The 17,165-nt window shown below is 60.5% G+C and carries 16 protein-coding genes; 5 read left to right on the forward strand and 11 right to left on the reverse strand.

The annotated features are described in order from the left end of the window. Positions 1-3: 3 nt before the first annotated feature. The 9 genes from FHR87_RS08565 to trpB all read right to left on the reverse strand — a co-directional run bounded on the left by FHR87_RS08565 (position 4) and on the right by trpB (position 10,114). The gene (locus FHR87_RS08565) at positions 4-1,299 is read right to left on the reverse strand and encodes an MFS transporter (RefSeq protein ID WP_183166293.1); all 1,296 of its coding nucleotides are present in this window, start codon (positions 1,297-1,299) and stop codon (positions 4-6) included. Between the two features lie 76 nt (positions 1,300-1,375). Beyond that, positions 1,376-2,326: a sugar kinase gene (locus FHR87_RS08570; protein WP_183166294.1), complete on the reverse strand. Its 951-nt coding sequence runs from the start codon at positions 2,324-2,326 to the stop codon at positions 1,376-1,378. Continuing rightward, positions 2,319-3,101 carry a sugar phosphate isomerase/epimerase family protein gene (locus FHR87_RS08575; protein ID WP_183166295.1) on the reverse strand — a complete coding sequence of 261 codons (783 nt, stop codon included), beginning with the start codon at positions 3,099-3,101 and terminating at the stop codon, positions 2,319-2,321. The genes FHR87_RS08570 and FHR87_RS08575 overlap by 8 nt, the downstream gene beginning before the upstream one ends. A 101-nt stretch (positions 3,102-3,202) precedes the next feature. Then, a complete protein-coding gene (locus FHR87_RS08580; RefSeq protein WP_183166296.1) occupies positions 3,203-4,231 on the reverse strand; it encodes a substrate-binding domain-containing protein in 1,029 nt (342 codons plus the stop codon). A gap of 234 nt (positions 4,232-4,465) precedes the next feature. Next, the gene (locus FHR87_RS08585) at positions 4,466-4,903 is read right to left on the reverse strand and encodes an NUDIX hydrolase (protein WP_183166297.1); all 438 of its coding nucleotides are present in this window, start codon (positions 4,901-4,903) and stop codon (positions 4,466-4,468) included. 133 nt (positions 4,904-5,036) lie between these two features. Continuing rightward, positions 5,037-6,218, reverse strand: coding sequence for a mechanosensitive ion channel family protein (locus FHR87_RS08590; protein ID WP_183166298.1), 1,182 nt, complete (start codon positions 6,216-6,218; stop codon positions 5,037-5,039). A 431-nt stretch (positions 6,219-6,649) separates the two neighbouring features. Beyond that, complete coding sequence (locus FHR87_RS08595) at positions 6,650-7,756, reverse strand: Gfo/Idh/MocA family protein (RefSeq protein ID WP_183166299.1); 1,107 nt, start codon at positions 7,754-7,756, stop codon at positions 6,650-6,652. A 340-nt stretch (positions 7,757-8,096) separates the two neighbouring features. After that, positions 8,097-8,906 carry a tryptophan synthase subunit alpha gene (gene trpA / locus FHR87_RS08600; RefSeq protein WP_183166300.1) on the reverse strand — a complete coding sequence of 270 codons (810 nt, stop codon included), beginning with the start codon at positions 8,904-8,906 and terminating at the stop codon, positions 8,097-8,099. Further along, positions 8,903-10,114 (reverse strand): tryptophan synthase subunit beta, encoded by a 1,212-nt coding sequence (trpB, locus tag FHR87_RS08605; protein ID WP_183166301.1) that lies wholly within the window; start codon positions 10,112-10,114, stop codon positions 8,903-8,905. Before trpB ends, trpA begins: the two co-directional genes overlap by 4 nt. Before the next feature lie 117 nt (positions 10,115-10,231). On the opposite strand from trpB, the gene FHR87_RS08610 reads away from it, so the two are divergent. The 3 genes from FHR87_RS08610 (at position 10,232) to FHR87_RS08620 (ending at position 13,467) form a co-directional block, all read left to right on the forward strand. Continuing rightward, positions 10,232-11,125 (forward strand): LysR family transcriptional regulator, encoded by an 894-nt coding sequence (locus FHR87_RS08610; protein ID WP_183166302.1) that lies wholly within the window; start codon positions 10,232-10,234, stop codon positions 11,123-11,125. A gap of 139 nt (positions 11,126-11,264) precedes the next feature. Next, positions 11,265-11,495, forward strand: coding sequence for a hypothetical protein (locus FHR87_RS08615; protein ID WP_183166303.1), 231 nt, complete (start codon positions 11,265-11,267; stop codon positions 11,493-11,495). Between the two features lie 184 nt (positions 11,496-11,679). Further along, a complete protein-coding gene (locus tag FHR87_RS08620; protein WP_183166304.1) occupies positions 11,680-13,467 on the forward strand; it encodes an ABC transporter ATP-binding protein in 1,788 nt (595 codons plus the stop codon). A 45-nt stretch (positions 13,468-13,512) separates the two neighbouring features. Here the strand turns inward: FHR87_RS08620 and FHR87_RS08625 are convergent, their stop codons facing one another. Beyond that, positions 13,513-14,721: an HDOD domain-containing protein gene (locus tag FHR87_RS08625; RefSeq protein WP_338021238.1), complete on the reverse strand. Its 1,209-nt coding sequence runs from the start codon at positions 14,719-14,721 to the stop codon at positions 13,513-13,515. A gap of 225 nt (positions 14,722-14,946) precedes the next feature. Here FHR87_RS08625 and FHR87_RS08630 point away from each other — a divergent pair, with 225 nt between their 5' ends. After that, complete coding sequence (locus FHR87_RS08630; RefSeq protein WP_183166306.1) at positions 14,947-15,315, forward strand: acyl-CoA thioesterase; 369 nt, start codon at positions 14,947-14,949, stop codon at positions 15,313-15,315. 114 nt (positions 15,316-15,429) lie between these two features. Here the strand turns inward: FHR87_RS08630 and FHR87_RS08635 are convergent, their stop codons facing one another. Then, complete coding sequence (locus FHR87_RS08635) at positions 15,430-16,323, reverse strand: LysR family transcriptional regulator (protein WP_183166307.1); 894 nt, start codon at positions 16,321-16,323, stop codon at positions 15,430-15,432. 112 nt (positions 16,324-16,435) lie between these two features. On the opposite strand from FHR87_RS08635, the gene FHR87_RS08640 reads away from it, so the two are divergent. Beyond that, a partial coding sequence (locus tag FHR87_RS08640; RefSeq protein WP_183166308.1) for an aldo/keto reductase occupies positions 16,436-17,165 on the forward strand: 730 nt, incomplete at its 3' end.

Consider the following 17,165-nt stretch of genomic DNA (forward strand, 5'->3'; position numbering starts at 1 on the left):
TCCTTAATTATTGGTCGCCAGACGCGAATGTTGCGGCTGACGGGGCGAACGCTCGCCGGAGTTGGGGTTGAGAAAGAGGGTCAATGCCACCGAAACCAGCAACGAGCAGCTCATGAACAGGAAGGAAGCGGCAGGGCTGCCGGTCGCGCCATTGAGATAGCCGACGAACCAGGAGCCACCGAACGAGCCCAGTGCGCCCATGCTGTTGATCAACGCCATGGCACCGCCAGCGACGTTGGATGGCAGGATTTCCGGCACGATGGCGAAGAACGGACCGTAAGGCGCGTACATGCAGCCACCGGCGACGATCAGCAGTGCGTAGGACAGCCAGAAATGGTCGCTACCCAGCACATAGGAGCCATAGAAAGCCAGCGAAGCGATTAGCAGCGGCGGCCAGACGAAACGCTTGCGTTGTTGCGTGCGGTCCGACGCCCAGGACACGCCCAGCATGCCAATCGCGGCCGCCAGGTAAGGCAGGGCAGACAGCCAGCCGGCTTCGACGATGTCGAGGTCGGCGCCTTGCTTGAGGATCGACGGCAGCCAGAGGACGAAACCGTATACGCCGATGCTCCAGCAGAAGTATTGCAAGGACAGCACGATCACCTTGGGCGAGCGGAAGGCTTCGGCATAATTCTTCACTGGCTTGATGCCTTGTTGCTCGGCGATCAGCGCTTGTTGCAGATCGTCCTTGTCCTGTTCGCTGAGCCATTTGGCCTGGGCTGGACGGTCATCTACCAGGTGCCACCAGATAAAGGCCCACAACACTGCCGGCAAGCCTTCGATGATGAACATCCAGCGCCAATCGGTATTCTCGACCAGATAACCGGACACCACCGACATCCAGAGAATGGTCACAGGATTGCCCAGCATCAGAAAGGTATTGGCCCGTGAGCGCTCGGCACGGGTGAACCAGTGGCAGAGATAGATGAGCATCGCCGGCATCACGGCAGCCTCGACCACCCCGAGCACGAAGCGGATGACGACCAGCATGTAAAGGTTGTGCACCACGCCAGTCAGGGCCGCCAGACCGCCCCAGAGAATCAGGCTGACGAAGATCAGCTTCTTGACACTGCGTTTTTCCGCATAGATGGCACCCGGTACCTGGAAAAAGAAATAGCCAAGAAAGAACAGCGAGCCCAGCAGCGAAGACCAGCCCGGAGTGATGTTCAGATCCTCGGCCATTCCCGAGGCGGCGGCGAAACCGTAGTTGGCGCGGTCCAGGTAGGCCAGGCTGTAGGTGATGAAAACGATCGGGATGATGTACCACCAGCGGCGGCTGGCGAGCGCTTTCGTAGTCATGGAGATTCTCCTGAATTGTTGTTGTTGTTTCAGCTTTTCAATAATGGCCGCACGGTTTGGGCGGCCATGATTCCGGTCAGGCCAACTGGCGTTGGGCTGGCTCGATCAGTTCATGCCGGTACGGCAGTCCTTCCATGTCACCGATGCTCTGTACGGCGCGACTGCCGAAATCATTGCCGCGCGCCAGGGCTTGGGGGAGCTCGAATCCTTCGAGCAGGGCGCTGACCAGGCCGACGGCGAAGGCATCGCCGGCACCGACCGTATCCACTACGTTGCTGACCGGCACCCCGGGTACGACACCCTCGCCAGCGGCACTGCGGTAGTAGGCGCCTTCCGGGCCGAGCTTGATCGCGACTGCCTTGACGCCTTGATCCAGATAGAAGGCTGCGATATCGGCGGGCTTGTCATAGCCGGTGAGCAACCGGCCTTCGGCAAGACCGGGCATCACCCAGTCGGCGAGCACGGCGAGACTGTTGATTGTCTCGATCATGCGTTCCGGGCTTGGCCACAGGGAGGGCCGCAGGTTGGGATCGAAGGAGATCGTATGCCCGGCAGCGCGCATGCTGGTGAGCAGATGCCGTGACAACTCGTGGGCCGTTGGCGAAAGTGCCGGCGGGATGCCGGTGGCATGCAGGTGCTTGGCGCGCAGCAGGTTTTCATGGACATCCGCAGGCGACAGGTAGCTGGCTGCCGAACCGCGCCGAAAATATTCCACATGCGGATCACTACCATCGATTTCGCGCGATTTCATCTGGAAGCCAGTGCGGTGCTGCGGATCGACTGCGACATGCCGGCAATCCACTTTTTCGCGTTGCAGGGTATCGAGGATGAAACGGCCGAAGGAGTCATCGCCGACCCGGCTCAGCCAGGCGACTTGGAAACCGAGGCGGGCAAAACCGATGGCGACGTTGCTGTCGGCGCCGGCGATGCGTTTGTTGAAATGCTGGACATGCTGCAGGTTGCCCGGCTCGTCGGCGACGAACATGGTCATGGTTTCGCCGAAGCAGAGAATATCGAATTCAGGCATGGTGGCGCTCCTCGTGAAGTTGTCCGAGATTGGCGAGGTTCTCGACCTGCTGGGCAACCTCTTTGGCCAGGTTGTCGCCTTGCAGGGGGAATTCGATGGCACGCGGCAAATTGGTGCGGAAACAGGCGAACAGGGCCGTCCAGTCGGCCAGCTCCTCGACGCTCGGAGGCACTGCGTGCAGGCGCTCATTCACTTGGCGCACCGCTTTGCAATGCACGTATTCGACATGCCGGCCCAGTTGCATGGCAGCGAAGCTGGGCGTCTCCCGTTGCCAGTGCCAGTTGCCGATATCGAACGTCATGCCGATATCCAGTTGCTGCCGCTGTACCGCAGCGAAGAAATCCTGCAAGGGGGCAATACGTCCACCCTGCGCAGTCTGGTCGTTTTCCACCAGCAGGCGAACCGGATATCCGGCCAGGCAGATAGCGAGTTCAGCGAGGTTCTGACCGACGTAATAACCGATGGAAACCTTCAGCCAGCGGGCATTGAGGGATTGCGCTCTGCCCAGGGCGCGTTTCAGCGTAACCGTGTCGAGCTGCCCGTTTTCCTGCCAGAGCTGGAGCGGGCTGGAATAAATACACTGCAGCCGGTGAGTCTGAATGGCTTGCGCCAACGCCTGGAGATCTGGTTCTCCCGGGCCGAACAGCTCTTCGCGAACCTCTGCAAAGGTAGCGCCGCCGGCACTGACCAAAGGCAGGAAGCTGGCCTGGCCATGCTCCAGTACCGCGTGCGCCCCGAAGCTGGAGAGGCTGATGGAAACAGGTGGTCTTGGCATTATCATCTCCTGTTTGAAACCGGTTTCATGATGGTTCGGTCAAAGCCGCGTGACCACAATGGCGTCACGGCAAGTGGTTTATCGGTAGTACTCGTTCGGATTCAGGATATTCGTGGCTGGGTGGAGCCACGGATGCGCAGCTCTGCTGGAAACGCCATCCGCTGCGCGGCCGATCGACTGCCGTTGAGGCGCGCCAGCAGATATTCCAGGGCAGTGATGCCGATAGCCTCGGTCGGCTGGGCCAGGGCGGTGATGCCACCGTTGCCGACCAGCGGATACCAGTCGAGATCGTCGAGGGCAATCAGGCCGATGTCCTCGAACAACCGGCAACCCAGTTCCCGCAAGCTTGCGGTGCTGGTCAGCGCCGCCATGCCGTTGGCGGCGAACACGGCCTTGGGGCCCGGACCCGGTTCGGTGAGGAAGGTCTTGAGCTTGGCCGTGAAGTCACCATTGGTTTCCAGCAGGCGACCTTTCAGGGACGGATTGGCGGCGATTTGGGTGCGGAACGCCTGGGCACGCTCCTGACGCGAACTGGTGCCATCCAGCGGCTCGCTGACCAGTAGCAGGTCACGGTAACCGCGCTGTTGCAGGTGGTCGATGGCCTGGCGCACCGCTTGAGTATTGTCCAGGCCTACCAGGTCGGCCTCGAAGCCTTCCATCTGGCGGTCGACCAGTACCAGGGGCAACCTGTTCTGCAGATCCTTCAGCTCCCCGGCATGATGACCCAGGGTGTTCACGATCAAGCCTTCGACGTTGTAGGACTGCAGGGCGGCCAGATGGCGGCATTCCTGCTCATCGTCGCGATTGGTATTGCATACCACCAAGGTATAGCCGTGTCGCTGGCAGGCGGTTTCCACGCCATGCATCACGGCTACCGAATAGGGATTGAGGATGTCAGCCACCAGCATGCCGATCAGCCGTGTACGACCACGCTTGAGGCCGCGAGCCATCTGATTGGGGCGAAAGCCGAGCCGCTCGATGGTTTGCGCAATACGCTCGGCCGTGGCTTCGGCCAACAGCTGGCGGTCGCCGCCGATATAGCGCGACACGCTGGCTTTGGATACGCCGGCGGCACTGGCAACTTCACTGATGGTGACACGCCCGCGACTGGGCAGGAGAATGCTGTTCACGGCCTGGTTCCCTATTGTGGGTTCTTGGTGGTTTTCAGGCGTTGGTTGAAACCGGTTTCAGGAGATCATTCGGAGCCATCGATTGTCAAGCGGTAAATTCGAACGATATGCAGCCGGCGTAGAAACAGGGGAGTAGTCATCTTCATCGGTGGCTGGTCCGGTACGGTGCCTCGAAGATACTTGCTGCTGTTGCGCCGCGCAAAGTGATTTTTGCTCAGGCCTGCCAAGCAGTGGCTAGCCTTTTGTAGCCCGACCGCAATCTTGCAGATAATCCCACAGTCGTCCGGGTAAATGCGGCACTGCTGCGGGATGTTCGAGAAAGACTGCGACGGTCATCATCTGCCAGTACTGGCCTTCGTCGCCGAAGCGGATCTGGCGGATTTCTGCAGGCTCGATCTGCCCGGCGAAGAACCAGCTCGGTAGACGGCCGGCGCTGCGCGGTGGATAGAGGCGAGCCCATTCGAGGCGCTCGGCGGCTAGATGCAGGCCGAATTCCTCATGCAGTTCGCGCAAGGCGCATTCGATGGGTGTTTCCTCGTTTTCACGACCACCTCCGGGCAGATCCCAGCAGTTCGCGTATTCGAGGTCGGGTTTGCAGTCACGCCGATAGACCAGTAGTTCGTCGCCGTGCAACAGAGCCAGTTTGGCGCCGTTGAAAGGGGTATCGGTCATCGTCGACTCCTGTGCAAGTGGCAATAAATCACCAGAGTACGATAGCCATGGCTTGCCGGCTGGCTGCCATGGCTATCGCGGTCAAACCTCGACAGTCTCTGGCGTCGAGGCTTCTACTGGCGATAGAAACACTCTACCTGCTTGCTTTTCTGGCATTAAATTGGGCTATTTCATGGTCGGGGCTGGTTACCTTTATGTCAGGCAGATTGCCGCCGATGAGCTCGACGCTGCGTGAAGGAAAGGCGAACTTCACGTCCATGCTGCGCAATTCCTGCATCAGGGCCAGGTTGATCTCCTGCTGAATATCCATGTACAGGTTGAAGTCCGCAGCCTGCACGATGTAGACGACTTCGAAAGTCAGCTGGCTTTCATCGAATGCCGTGAAATGCGCCCGGTCGAAACGAACCTTTTCCTGTTGCTCGATGATGCGCCGAACGACACTGGAGACTTCGCGAACCTTTTCCGGTGGCGTGTCATAGGTGATACCGAACTTGAACACGATCCGGCGCGTTCCCATCCGCTTGTAGTTGTGCAGGATCTGCGATTGCAGGGTCGCGTTGGAGCAGACGATCTGTTCGCCGCTCAGGCTGCGAATGCGCGTGGTTTTCAGGCCGATGCTTTCGATGGTTCCGGCTACCTCGCCGAAGACTACGAAGTCGCCAACTTCGAAGGGTTTATCGAGCCCGATGGACAGCGAGGCGAAGACATCGCTGAGGACAGTCTGCACGGCAAGCGCGATGGCGATACCGCCAACCCCGAGACTGGCAACCATGGCCGTAATGTTGACGCCCAGGTTGGACAGCACCGACAGCAGCAACATTACCCAAACGATGCCGCGCAATATGACGCCCACGATGATGGTGGTGACGGGATTGCGCGCCCTGCCGCTGGCCGTCGTGGATGAAGACAGGCCGCTCATCCACAGGCGTATCCCCATGTCGAGCCAGATGGCTATCTGCAGGGACAGGGCGAAGAACCAGCCATGGCTGATATTGCTTTCCCAGCGATCTGCGAGCTTGATGACATGCAGGCCGAGCATGAGCGAGAAGGCAAAGATCAGCAGCCGGCTGGTATTGCCGAGCATTTCGGCGGCAAAACCGTAGATCTTGCCGTGCTTGCGCTCATAGAGCGTGTTCAGGCGGCGCGTGGCAAGCGCGAGCAATGCGCGAAGAATCAGATAGCTGGCAATGGTGATGCTCAGCAGAACGGCCAGGTTGATCCACAAGGTCTGATTGCTGATCACTGAGTGTTTGAACGCAATTACCTGACTGGTGAGATTATGCCAGGCGGTATTCCAGTCCAAAGTCTCTTCCATGGTTCCTCCATTTTGGGCTACGAAAAGTGGGCGGATTGGGGAAAGAGGGAGCGCGAGGCTACAGATTTCTGTAACTAATCATTACAGTAAGTTCCCGCTGGGGTTGGAAGCGAAGCAGGCCAGCAGGGCAATCGAGGTACGGGATCAGCGGTTTTGCCGCCATACAATCGGCCGGCAAGCACAACGCCGATGTGGCATGCCAGAGGTTCTGCCAAAGCAGGAAATGGCTGTGCACGCACCACACAAACGTTGCGCTTGGCTTGCATTCCAGGGGATATGGATCCCGATCCCGGCCAAGGTGATCCGCACGCACCGCAAGCCCCTGACGCCGGGCTGGGGTTGAACGATGCGTTTGATCGCTCGATGGATGCTGTTCGACGGTAGAAACGCTTTTCCCGGAGCAACTGGCAACCAGCTGCAGTATCCAGCGATCATGTGGCTGGATCGGTCGTATTGATGAACTCGGGAACTTCAGCCAGTGGAAACTGGCGAACCTGGTCACGCGTGGCCCGCTTGCTACGTGTCATGGGTTCCAGGGATTGCGGCTGGCCGGTTTCCAGAGCCCGTTCGACGGCAGCCAGTATCCGCACATCCAGCCAGCCTTCTTCGCCGTCTGGTTCAGGGGCCCGGTCGTTCAGGATGCAATCGGAAAAATACGCCGTTTCGCTACTGAATTGATCCACGATCGGATGTGTATGTTCTTTGACTTCCCCTTCCAGCGTAGCCCGGTAATTGATCGCCGTGCCTTCACCGAAGCCGTAACAAGGCGATGCCTCGATCTCGCCTTTGGTCCCCACCAGTTGGAAGCGATCGGTTGCCGCCGCGCTGTAGCTAAGGGTGAATTGAGCGTGCCGTTCGTCAGGGAAGCGCAGGACGACCGTCACCACATCCGGCGTTGCGATATTGCGCCCCGGCGTATGACTGCCTACCGCGTAGACCTCGATGGGCTCCAGGCCAAAAAGATTGCGTACGGCATTGATCGGGTAAGTTCCCATGTCCGGCACCGGACCAGCCCAATAGCCATGCTGCATACGATGATTTTCCGGCTTGATCATCTGGGTAAAGATTGAGGTGAACAGGCGCAGATCGCCGAATTCACCGCTGCGTGCCCGTTCAATCATTTCCAGCGTGCCCGGCTCGCAATGCAAGCGATAGGCAATCATCAATCTGGCGCCGGAGCGTTCGGCGGCGGCGCGTATGGCCTGGCAATCCTCTTCGCTGGTTGCCATGGGCTTTTCCAGCAAGACATGGATACCTGCTTCAAGGGCCGGAACGACGAACTGGCGATGCAGATGATTGGGGGTGGCCACATAAACGGCATCGATTTCCCCGGATCCGAGCAACTCGGAAAAATGATTGTAATGGTAGCTTTTCAACTGGTAGCGCTCAGCCAGCTTATCGGCCTTGGCCGGATCGGCAGTGACCAAGGCGGTCATCACGGAGTTGCCGGTCTGCTCGACTCCGGGCATGAATGCACCTTGCGATATCCAACCACCGGCCACCACGGCATAACGAACTTTGCCATCTGCTGAAAGCATCTTTATTTCTCCTCTGCTTGCTGAAGGGGCGATAGATCTCTCTGTTCAATCGGCCCTGCATACCGCAGCGAAGTTCCGGAAAATCTTCATGAAAAGCCGATTCAACTGAGTGAAAAGCTTCCATGGCCGCCTTTTCGAAGCGCCTACGCGTTTTTCTGCTGCTCGAATCGACAGGCCAGAAAAGCGTTATTGGCTGGGGCCGTCCCGCAAGGCGGGCTGGATGAAAGGATGGCAAGCAGGGCAACGGATTGAGAGGGCGCGCAATGGGCGTGGAATCCGGCTCGGCACGGTTGCGCCGGCCGGAATGCGTCGTGTTCGGTCTGGATGGGACCGGCCGGTTTTAGCGTCGGGCGCTACCTATCCCTTCCGCCAGTTCCTGGCACAGCTTCAGCACGCTTTCCACCGTCTGCTCGCTGGATTCGGCCTTGGCTATGCGATCCACCAGCGCCGAGCCCACTACCACGCCATCGGCCAGGCGGGCGACTGTGGCGGCATGCTCCGGCGTGCGGATGCCGAAACCGATACTGATGGGTAGGTCGGTGTGGCGGCGCAGGCGGGCCACGGCCTGTTCGACATGCTCCAGGGTTGCCGAGCCGGCGCCGGTCACTCCGGCCACCGAGACGTAGTAGACGAAGCCGGAACTGCCGTGTAGTACCTTGGGCAGGCGCTGGTCATCGGTGGTCGGGGTGGTCAGACGGATGAAGTCGATACCGGCGGCTTGTGCCGGTTCGCACAACTCGTCGTTATGCTCGGGCGGCAGGTCGACCACGATCAGGCCATCGACGCCGGCTTCCTGTGCGGCGGCGATGAAACGTTCGACGCCGTACTTGTGGATGGGGTTGTAATAGCCCATCAGCACCAGAGGCGTAGCCTGGTCGGTCTGGCGGAATTCACGGACCATCTGCAGCGTTTTCGCCAGCGTTTGCCCGTTCTGCAGGGCGCGAATATTGGCCAGCTGGATCGCCGGGCCGTCAGCCATCGGATCGGTGAAGGGCATGCCCAGTTCGATCACATCGGCACCGGCGGCAGGCAGTCCCCTGAGAATGGCCAGCGACGTATCGTAGTTCGGATCGCCAGCGGTGAGGAACGTGACCAGGGCAGCACGGTTGGCTTGTTTCAGCTCGGCGAAGCGGGGCTGGAGGCGGCTCATGCGGGCTTCTCCTCCAGGTTCAAGTGGTGCATGACGGTCTGCATATCCTTGTCGCCACGTCCCGAGAGGTTGACTACGAGCAGGTGATCGCTGGGTAACTGCGGAGCGCGCTTGAGTACTTCGGCCAGGGCGTGGGAGGACTCCAGCGCCGGAATGATGCCCTCCAGGCGGCAGCAGACATGGAAAGCCTGTAATGCTTCGTGGTCGGTGATGGAGGTGTATTCGACCCGGCCGATGTCGTATAGCCAGGCGTGTTCCGGGCCGATTCCTGGGTAATCCAGGCCAGCAGAAATGGAGTGAGCGTCAATGATCTGGCCGTCTTCATCCTGCAGCAGGAAAGTACGATTGCCATGCAGCACGCCGGGTACGCCGCCGTTGAGGCTGGCGGCATGCTTGCCGGTGTCGATGCCGTGGCCGGCTGCTTCCACGCCGATGATGTTCACACCCGGCTCATCGAGGAAGGGATGGAACAGGCCCATGGCATTGGAGCCACCGCCGATGCAGGCCACCAGCGAATCGGGCAGGCGGCCTTCTTTTTCCAGCAGTTGCTCACGGGTTTCCTGGCCGATTACGGCCTGGAAGTCACGCACCATCGCTGGATAGGGATGCGGACCGGCGACCGTGCCGATCAGGTAGAAGGTACTCTCGACGTTGGTCACCCAATCGCGCAACGCCTCGTTCATTGCATCCTTCAGCGTACCGGTGCCGGCGGTAACCGGGATCACTTCGGCACCCAGCAGCCTCATGCGAAAGACGTTGGCCTGCTGGCGGTCGATGTCGGTGGTGCCCATGTAGATCACGCATTGCAGGCCGAAGCGCGCCGCCACGGTGGCGGTGGCCACGCCGTGCATCCCGGCGCCGGTTTCGGCAATGATGCGTTTTTTCCCCATGCGCCGGGCCAGCAGGATCTGGCCGATGCAGTTGTTGATCTTGTGCGCGCCGGTGTGGTTCAGCTCTTCGCGCTTGAGGTAGATCTTCGCGCCACCCAAGTGCTCGGTGAGGCGTTCGGCAAAATACAGCGGGCTGGGGCGACCCACATAATCGCGCTGGAAGTAGGCCAGCTCTTGCTGGAATGCCGGATCATCCTTGGCTTTTTCGTATTCGGTGGCCAGATCGTTAATCAGCGGCATGAGGGTTTCGGCGACGAACTGGCCGCCAAAGTTGCCGAACAGGCCGCGCTCGTCGGGGCCGGAGCGGAAGGAATTCATGGCAATCTCCAGGGTTGATGATTCGTTCTTCCCAAAAACGCATGGCGTCATCCTACCCCCGCCACGGGTAATGAAAAGCGATAAGATTGCTACAACCTGTCAGAAAAACTCACTGATATGCCAATCGATCTTCCGCCGCTCAATGCCCTGCGTGCCTTCGAGGCTGCCGCCCGCCGGCAAAGCGTAACCCTTGCAGCTAATGAGCTGCATGTGACTCATGGGGCCATTAGTCGGCAACTGAAAGTGCTGGAAGAAGCCTTGGGCGTGGTCTTGTTCGTCAAGGATGGGCGTGGCGTGAAACTCACTGATGCCGGATTGCGTCTGCGCGAAGCGGCGGGCGAGGCGTTCGCGCGATTGCGTGATACCTGCGCCGAGTTGCAGCAACAGACCGCCGAAGCGCCGTTCGTGCTCGGTTGCCCCGGTAGCCTGTTGGCGCGCTGGTTCATTCCTCGGTTGGACCGCTTGCAGCGTGAACTGCCGGAACTGCGCCTGCAGCTTTCTGCCAGCGAAAGCGAGCCGGACCCGCGGCGCAGCGGGCTGGATGCGACGCTGTGGTATGCCGAACCGCCGTGGCCGGCGGACATGCAGGTGTTCGAACTGGCCGTGGAACGTATCGGACCGGTGCTGAGCCCGCTGCATCCACGTGGCGCCGAGCTGGGCAGACAGCCGGCCGGGAAACTACTCGACGAGCCGCTGCTGCACACTACCTCGCGCCCACAGGCCTGGCCGAGCTGGATCGCCAGCCAGAATCTGGCGCTGGAACGATTGCGTCTGGGGCAGGGCTTCGAGCATCTTTATTATTTGCTGGAGGCCGCGCTGACCGGGCTTGGCGTGGCTATCGCGCCGCAGCAGCTGGTCGCCGATGACCTGGCCAGTGGACGGCTGCTGGCCCCCTGGGGCTTCGTCGAGACCAGGGCCAGGTTGGCGCTTTGGGCGAGGCGCCCGGATTTGCGTGCCGAGCGATTGGCCACCTGGTTGCGACAAGAACTCGATGCAGCCGGCAACTGCTGAACGGACTCCCCTCGTTGGTCCGCTCCGGTAGAATGTGTGGCCTGTCGTCGTGGGCGATGCCAGCCGGGCAGTCAACTCCGGCAGTTCCTTCAATATCTGCCGCAGCCAGGGCTGCCGGTCTCTCCGGGAATAATGCCTTATGGATACCCTCTGGATCGTCGCGTTGGCGGTCGTCGCTCTTATTCTCGTGGCAATCATGCTCCATGCCGCTGCGAAGCCTCGCCGTTTCAAGCCCAAGAGCGAGGAATACTGGAAAGAGCAAGCCAGGCGCATGCAAAAGCGCTACACCGGACAGGTCATTGGCGGCGAAGCAGCCGCGAGCGGGAAAAGGCGCGCCAAGGCTGGATCAGTGCGCGGATTGGACAGATAGCGGCTGTCGTTTTCGGTATATTCAGTACTGCACGCCACGTTCTCCTGCAGATAGAAAGCCTCAAGCGCAATGCCGACCCGACTGACGGAACCCTGGGTCTTGCAGGGCCGTCCAGATGATGAATTAATTTGCAACACAAGCGCTGCGCCGCCTTTTCAGCCTGTTTTGAATTCTCTCGGTCCTTATGAACGCACCCGCTCCGAATTCCGCTCAAACTTCTTTGCTGCCCAGTCGGCCGCTGGCATTCCTCTGGTTCTACGTACGCAAGCGCCCCTGGCATTTCGGCGGGCTGCTGTTGCTGATTTGCGGCGCTGCATTTTCGGCGGTAGCAGTGCAATACGGCATGAAACTGCTGGTCGATGCCATGGCCGGCGAGCGCGACAGTGCCGATGTATGGACGCCGCTGACGCTGTTCCTCGGCCTGATCGTGCTGGAAAACCTGTTCTGGCGTGTCGGCGGCTGGCTGGGCTGTCGCTGCATCGTTGCCAGTTGCATGGATTTGCGCGTCGACCTGTTCCGCCATCTCACCGGTCATCCCATGCGCTATTTCAACGAACATTTCGCCGGTTCGCTGGGGAGCCGCATTTCGGCGGTGGGCAAGGCGGCAGAAGTCGTTTACGCCAGCATGACCTGGCGGATCATGCCGCCGGTGGTGGATTTTTTCGGGGCGCTGGTCGTGCTGCTGACGGTGGACTGGCGAATGGCGCTGGCGCTGGTCGTGTTTGTCAGCCTGATCGCTTCGCTGGTCACGCTTTTCGGCGTGCGTGGGCGCATGCGGCACCAACTGTACGCTGCGCAGGCCGCCCGCGTCGGTGGCGAACTGGTGGATGCGGTGTCCAATGTCTGGACTATCAAGGCGTTCGCCGCGCGCGAGCGGGAAAGCCTGCGCCTGGCCCGGGAGATCGGCCACGAGGCGCAGGCGCACCGCAGCAGTTGGATGTATCTGGAGCGGATGCGCTTTCTGCACGATATGTGCCTGGCCGTGATGGCTGGCGGCATGCTGGTCTGGGCCATTCTGCGCTGGCGCCAGGGCCTGGCGACGCCGGGTGATGTGGTGCTGGTCAGCGCGCTCACGTTCCGCATCCTGCATGGTTCGCGCGAGCTGGCCCTGGCGCTGGTGGAGAGTACCCAGCAGCTCGGGGCGATCGCCGATACCCTGCGCATCATCAATCAACCGCATGCGCTGGACGATGCTTCGATCCATCTGGAGCACGGGGCGGGGCGTATCGATTTCGAGGATGTCGGTTACCGCTATCCCGACCGGCGCCAGGTTTTCGAGCATTTCGCCCTGCATATTCCGGCCGGGCAGAAGGTCGGCATCGTCGGGACGTCCGGGGCCGGCAAGTCCACCTTGATCAGCCTGCTGCAGCGGCTGGACGATGTGCAAAGCGGGCGCATTCTGATCGATGGCCAGGATATCCGCAGTGTCAGCCAGGACAGCCTGCGCGAACGGATCGCGGTGGTTCCGCAGGAAACCGCGCTGTTCAACCGCAGTATTCGCGAGAACATCCGCTATGGCCGTCCGCAGGCCTCCGATGAGGAGGTCGAGGTGGCCGCCCGCCATGCCTATTGCGATACCTTTATCCGTGAATTGCCGCAGGGCTACGACACTCTGGTGGGCGAGCGCGGCGTGATGCTGTCCGGCGGCCAGCGCCAACGTCTGGGGATCGCCCGGGCGTTTCTCAAGGATGCGCCGATTCTGATTCTCGATGAGGCCACCTCGGCGCTGGATACCCATTCCGAACTGGAAATCCAGGCCGCGCTCAATGATCTGGTCCTGGGGCGCACGGTACTGGCCGTGGCGCATCGGCTGTCGACGCTGTCCGGCTTCGACCGTATCGTGGTGCTGAGCCACGGGCGGATCGCCGAAGATGGCCCGCCGCAAGAGCTGCGCAGCCGATCGGGTGGGGTTTTCGGGGGGCTGTGGCGGTTGCAGGCCGACAGTTTCGGCCAGGGTGGCGAGCCGGTCTGAAAGCAGAGCTTGCCTTCAGCAAAGCAACACTGGCACACCTCTTAGTCAGTGGGCGCTGCTGGCACTCTGCCGGGGAACCTCGGCGAGCAGTTTGCGATCGAGGCGCAGCATACGGGCTTCGCGAACGTCGAACAGGGTGCCGGGCTCCTGGCCTTCCGGGAGCCTGAGCAGTTGGCCGGCCAGGTTGAGCACCAGGGCTTCCGGAACGACGACGCCGTTCCAGAAGGAATAATAGGCGCCGATCAGTTGCCGCAGGTTGATGGGCAGCCGCCAGTGGGCGCGCAGGGCCGAACCGAAGCTGGCCCCGCGCCGTTCGATTATGTCGTTCCGTTGCGCTTCATCCAGCTCGCCGCCCTGGTCCTGCCACTTTTGCAGGTAGTGCAGGAGCACCAGTTCGCCCAGGTTGTGCAGCAAGCCTGCGGTGTAGCAGAGCTCGGCATCGAGCTTCAACTGCTTGGCCAGCCAGGCCGACGTTTGCGCCACCTGTATGGCTTGCTGGGTAAAGCCGCGGGCCTTGTCGGCCAGGCGGTGGTCGGCCAGCCTGGCGTGCTCTTCGAGAGTGGCCGAGAGAATCAGATTGAGGGTGCGTTTGATGCCGAGTCGTGCAAGGGCCTGGGGCAAGGTCGTGCATGGCGTGGCGGTATAGTAGACCGCGCTATTGGCCGCGTGGATCAGGTATGCCGTGATGTGCGGGTTTTGTTTGTAGATCTTCTCCAGGTCGTGTAGGTCATATTCGCCTGCTTGCAGGCATTGCGCCGTGGCGCTACGGATTTCCTCCAGGATCGGAGCCTTGCCGGGGGCTTCGCGCAGTTGTTCGAGAAAGTCGTCCAGCCGCTCCTGTTGCTGGCGAGGTGGCACCGGGGTATCCGTGGCCAGCAATTTGCCCAGGCGCTTGCGCAAATCGTCACGATCCAGTGGTTTGCTCAAGTATGCCGCTGGGTGCAGGGGTTGTGCGGCTCGCACATTGGCTGCGCTGGCTTTGCCATCGAGCAGGATGCAGGGCAGTCGCTGGGTCGGGCCATGGCCGCGCAGTTCGCGAAGCAGGCTCAGTCCGTCGAGGGTGGCAATGGCAACATCCGCGATGAGCAGGTCCGGCGTCTGGCGCTTGCAGGCGGTCAGTACCTTGCGACCGTCGTCCATGGCGATAGCGCGGGCGTCCGGTCGCACCTCGGCCACGATTCGGGCAAGCAGATCGGCAATTTCCGGGTCGTTGTCGGCGATGATGATCAATGGAGCGCTTGCGGAGGGTGGCACGTCGGCTTGACCTGCAGATGGGAATGTTTCTTGATAATTGAAGTATAGCTTTTTGTCGACTTGTTCTGGACTGCGCTCCCGCGGAAACATGCAGCGATATGTTGCTGCAATGCCGAAACCCTGTTCCTCAGTAGCCGACCGGCAGCAGCGCTGATTTTTCCCGCGCGGCAGTATTAACGGCCATAAAGGTTCATGATCGACTTATTACCCCAGAAGGAAACAGAGATGAATTTCAGAAGTCGCAAGATGGTTAAGGGCGAAGATCTCAACGGTGCCGGTAATCTCTTCGGTGGCCGGGCGCTGGCCTGGATCGATGAAGAAGCCGCGATTTTCGCCCATTGCCAACTGAAAACCGAAAGACTGGTCACCAAGGCGATGTCGGTCATCAACTTCAAATCGCCGGCCAGGCAGGGCGATATCATCGAGATCGGCTGCGCCGTGGTGCGCCTGGGCAATTCCTCGATCACCATTCGTTGCACCATGCGCAACAAGACCACCCACCATGAAATCGTCACGGTCGAGGAAATGGTGTTCGTCAACCTGGACGAGCACGGCAAGCCGGCCCCGCATGGCATTACCCAAGCGACCGAATGAGGCAGACAACGGTGTGGCCCGAATTCGCCGCAGCAGGCGGACCGAGTCATGCGGCCTGCCTGCTGCGGTGATTGCTGCTTACGGCCTGTAGCGAGCCCGGACGCCGGACAAGGCTCAAGCTTGACGGCCGAACAACTCGGCCAGCCAATCGACGAAGACCCTGACACGCGAGGACAGTTGCCGATGAGGCGGATAAGCCGCCGACAAGGGCAGCGGTGGAGGCCGGCAAGCGGGCAGCACTTCGCACAAGCGACCTTCTGCCAGCTGTGCCGAGACGTAAAGCGGTGCCTGGATCAAGCCAAGTCCTGCTTCGCAAGCTGCCACGTAAGCGCTGGCGCCGTTGACGGAAACCTGCCCGGGCAGCTCGCGGATGACCCGCTCGGCATCCACTTGAAACTCCAGGGGAAACTGCCGGCCGGTGGCGCCAGAAATATAATTCACGGCGCAGTGCCCTTCGAGCTGTCCGATCGTTCTCGGTATGCCGTGTTTCTCCAGGTATCCGGGGCTCGCGCAAGTGACCTGGGCGAGTTTGGTCAAGGGGCGGGCGACCAGGCTTTCATCCAGCACAGCGCCGGCGCGGAGCACACAGTCCACGCCTTCTCGGATCAAGTCGATCGGCCGGTCGTTACTGCTGATGATCAATTCGATGCCCGGATAGCGCTCGCAGAATTGCGGTAGCGACGGCATGACCAGCAATCTGCTGATTGAACCGGGCAGGTCCACCCGCAGCTTTCCCTGAGGATTTTTACGCGTCTGCGAAAAGAACGCTTCCGTTTCGTCCAGATCGGCCAAAAGGCGCACACACCGTTCGTAATAGGCCATGCCGTCCCGCGTCGGCGTTACCTGGCGCGTGGTTCTCTGCAGTAACTGTACGCCCAGATGGGCTTCGAGCTGCTTGATCAGGGTCGTGACTGTCGCTGGTGAAAGTTGCAGGCTTTCGCCTGCCCTGGCAAAACCCTGCAATTCGATAATCCGGGTGAAGACCCGCATGGCAAATAGTCGATCCATGAACTTATTTGGAAATTACAAATAGTGAATGCAGTTTTACCGCATTTATCTTTGAAGATTAAATAAACAGACTCGCCAAGGTTATCCAACGAGATTGAGCGAGGGGCAGCATATGAAAACGCGCCAACTGGGTCGCAACGGCCCGCAGGTTTCCGCAATCGGCTTGGGCTGCATGGGCATGAGCGACTTCTATGGCACTGACCGCGATGATAGAGAGTCGACCGCGACCCTGCATCGCGCACTCGAACTGGGGCTGAATTTTTTCGATACCGCGGATATGTACGGCCCCCATACCAATGAGGAACTGGTCGGCAAAGCCATCCGTGGCAAGCGCGAGCAGGTGTTCCTGGCCAGCAAGTTCGGCATTGTCCGGTCTGCCGATCCAGCGGCGCGGGGCACCAATGGTCGTCCCGACTATGTCCGCCAGGCCATCGAGGGCAGCTTGAAGCGTCTTGGCGTAGACCATCTGGATCTGTATTACCTGCATCGAGTCGATCCGCAGGTGCCTATTGAAGAGACCGTCGGCGCGATGGCCGATCTGGTACACGCCGGCAAGGTCCGTTATCTCGGCCTGAGCGAAGCGTCCGCCGCCACCCTTGAGCGGGTTCACAAGGTCCATCCGATCAATGCCTTGCAAACCGAATATTCCCTGTGGACGCGTGACCCGGAAGCGGAAGCGAATGGCAGCTTGGCAACCTGCCGCCGCCTGGGGATTGGCTTCGTCCCTTACAGCCCATTGGGACGAGGTGAACCTGCCCCACCAGAGCGGACGCCAGGAAGCGATACTTTGATCGCAACCTGGAGGTTCCCATGCAACGTATTACCCGTCGTCGCTACACCGA

The sequence above is a fragment of the Azomonas macrocytogenes genome (genome assembly GCF_014191985.1).
Lineage (GTDB): Bacteria > Pseudomonadota > Gammaproteobacteria > Pseudomonadales > Pseudomonadaceae > Azomonas > Azomonas macrocytogenes.

Coding starts and splice junctions, on each gene's coding strand:
- FHR87_RS08565 (WP_183166293.1), bottom strand. CDS start 1,299: ATGACTACGAAAGCGCTCGCCAGCCGCCGCTGGTGGTACATCATCCCG.
- FHR87_RS08570 (WP_183166294.1), bottom strand. CDS start 2,326: ATGCCTGAATTCGATATTCTCTGCTTCGGCGAAACCATGACCATGTTC.
- FHR87_RS08575 (WP_183166295.1), bottom strand. CDS start 3,101: ATGCCAAGACCACCTGTTTCCATCAGCCTCTCCAGCTTCGGGGCGCAC.
- FHR87_RS08585 (WP_183166297.1), bottom strand. CDS start 4,903: ATGACCGATACCCCTTTCAACGGCGCCAAACTGGCTCTGTTGCACGGC.
- FHR87_RS08590 (WP_183166298.1), bottom strand. CDS start 6,218: ATGGAAGAGACTTTGGACTGGAATACCGCCTGGCATAATCTCACCAGT.
- FHR87_RS08595 (WP_183166299.1), bottom strand. CDS start 7,756: ATGCTTTCAGCAGATGGCAAAGTTCGTTATGCCGTGGTGGCCGGTGGT.
- trpA (WP_183166300.1), bottom strand. CDS start 8,906: ATGAGCCGCCTCCAGCCCCGCTTCGCCGAGCTGAAACAAGCCAACCGT.
- trpB (WP_183166301.1), bottom strand. CDS start 10,114: ATGAATTCCTTCCGCTCCGGCCCCGACGAGCGCGGCCTGTTCGGCAAC.
- FHR87_RS08610 (WP_183166302.1), top strand. CDS start 10,232: ATGCCAATCGATCTTCCGCCGCTCAATGCCCTGCGTGCCTTCGAGGCT.
- FHR87_RS08615 (WP_183166303.1), top strand. CDS start 11,265: ATGGATACCCTCTGGATCGTCGCGTTGGCGGTCGTCGCTCTTATTCTC.
- FHR87_RS08620 (WP_183166304.1), top strand. CDS start 11,680: ATGAACGCACCCGCTCCGAATTCCGCTCAAACTTCTTTGCTGCCCAGT.
- FHR87_RS08630 (WP_183166306.1), top strand. CDS start 14,947: ATGAATTTCAGAAGTCGCAAGATGGTTAAGGGCGAAGATCTCAACGGT.
- FHR87_RS08635 (WP_183166307.1), bottom strand. CDS start 16,323: ATGGATCGACTATTTGCCATGCGGGTCTTCACCCGGATTATCGAATTG.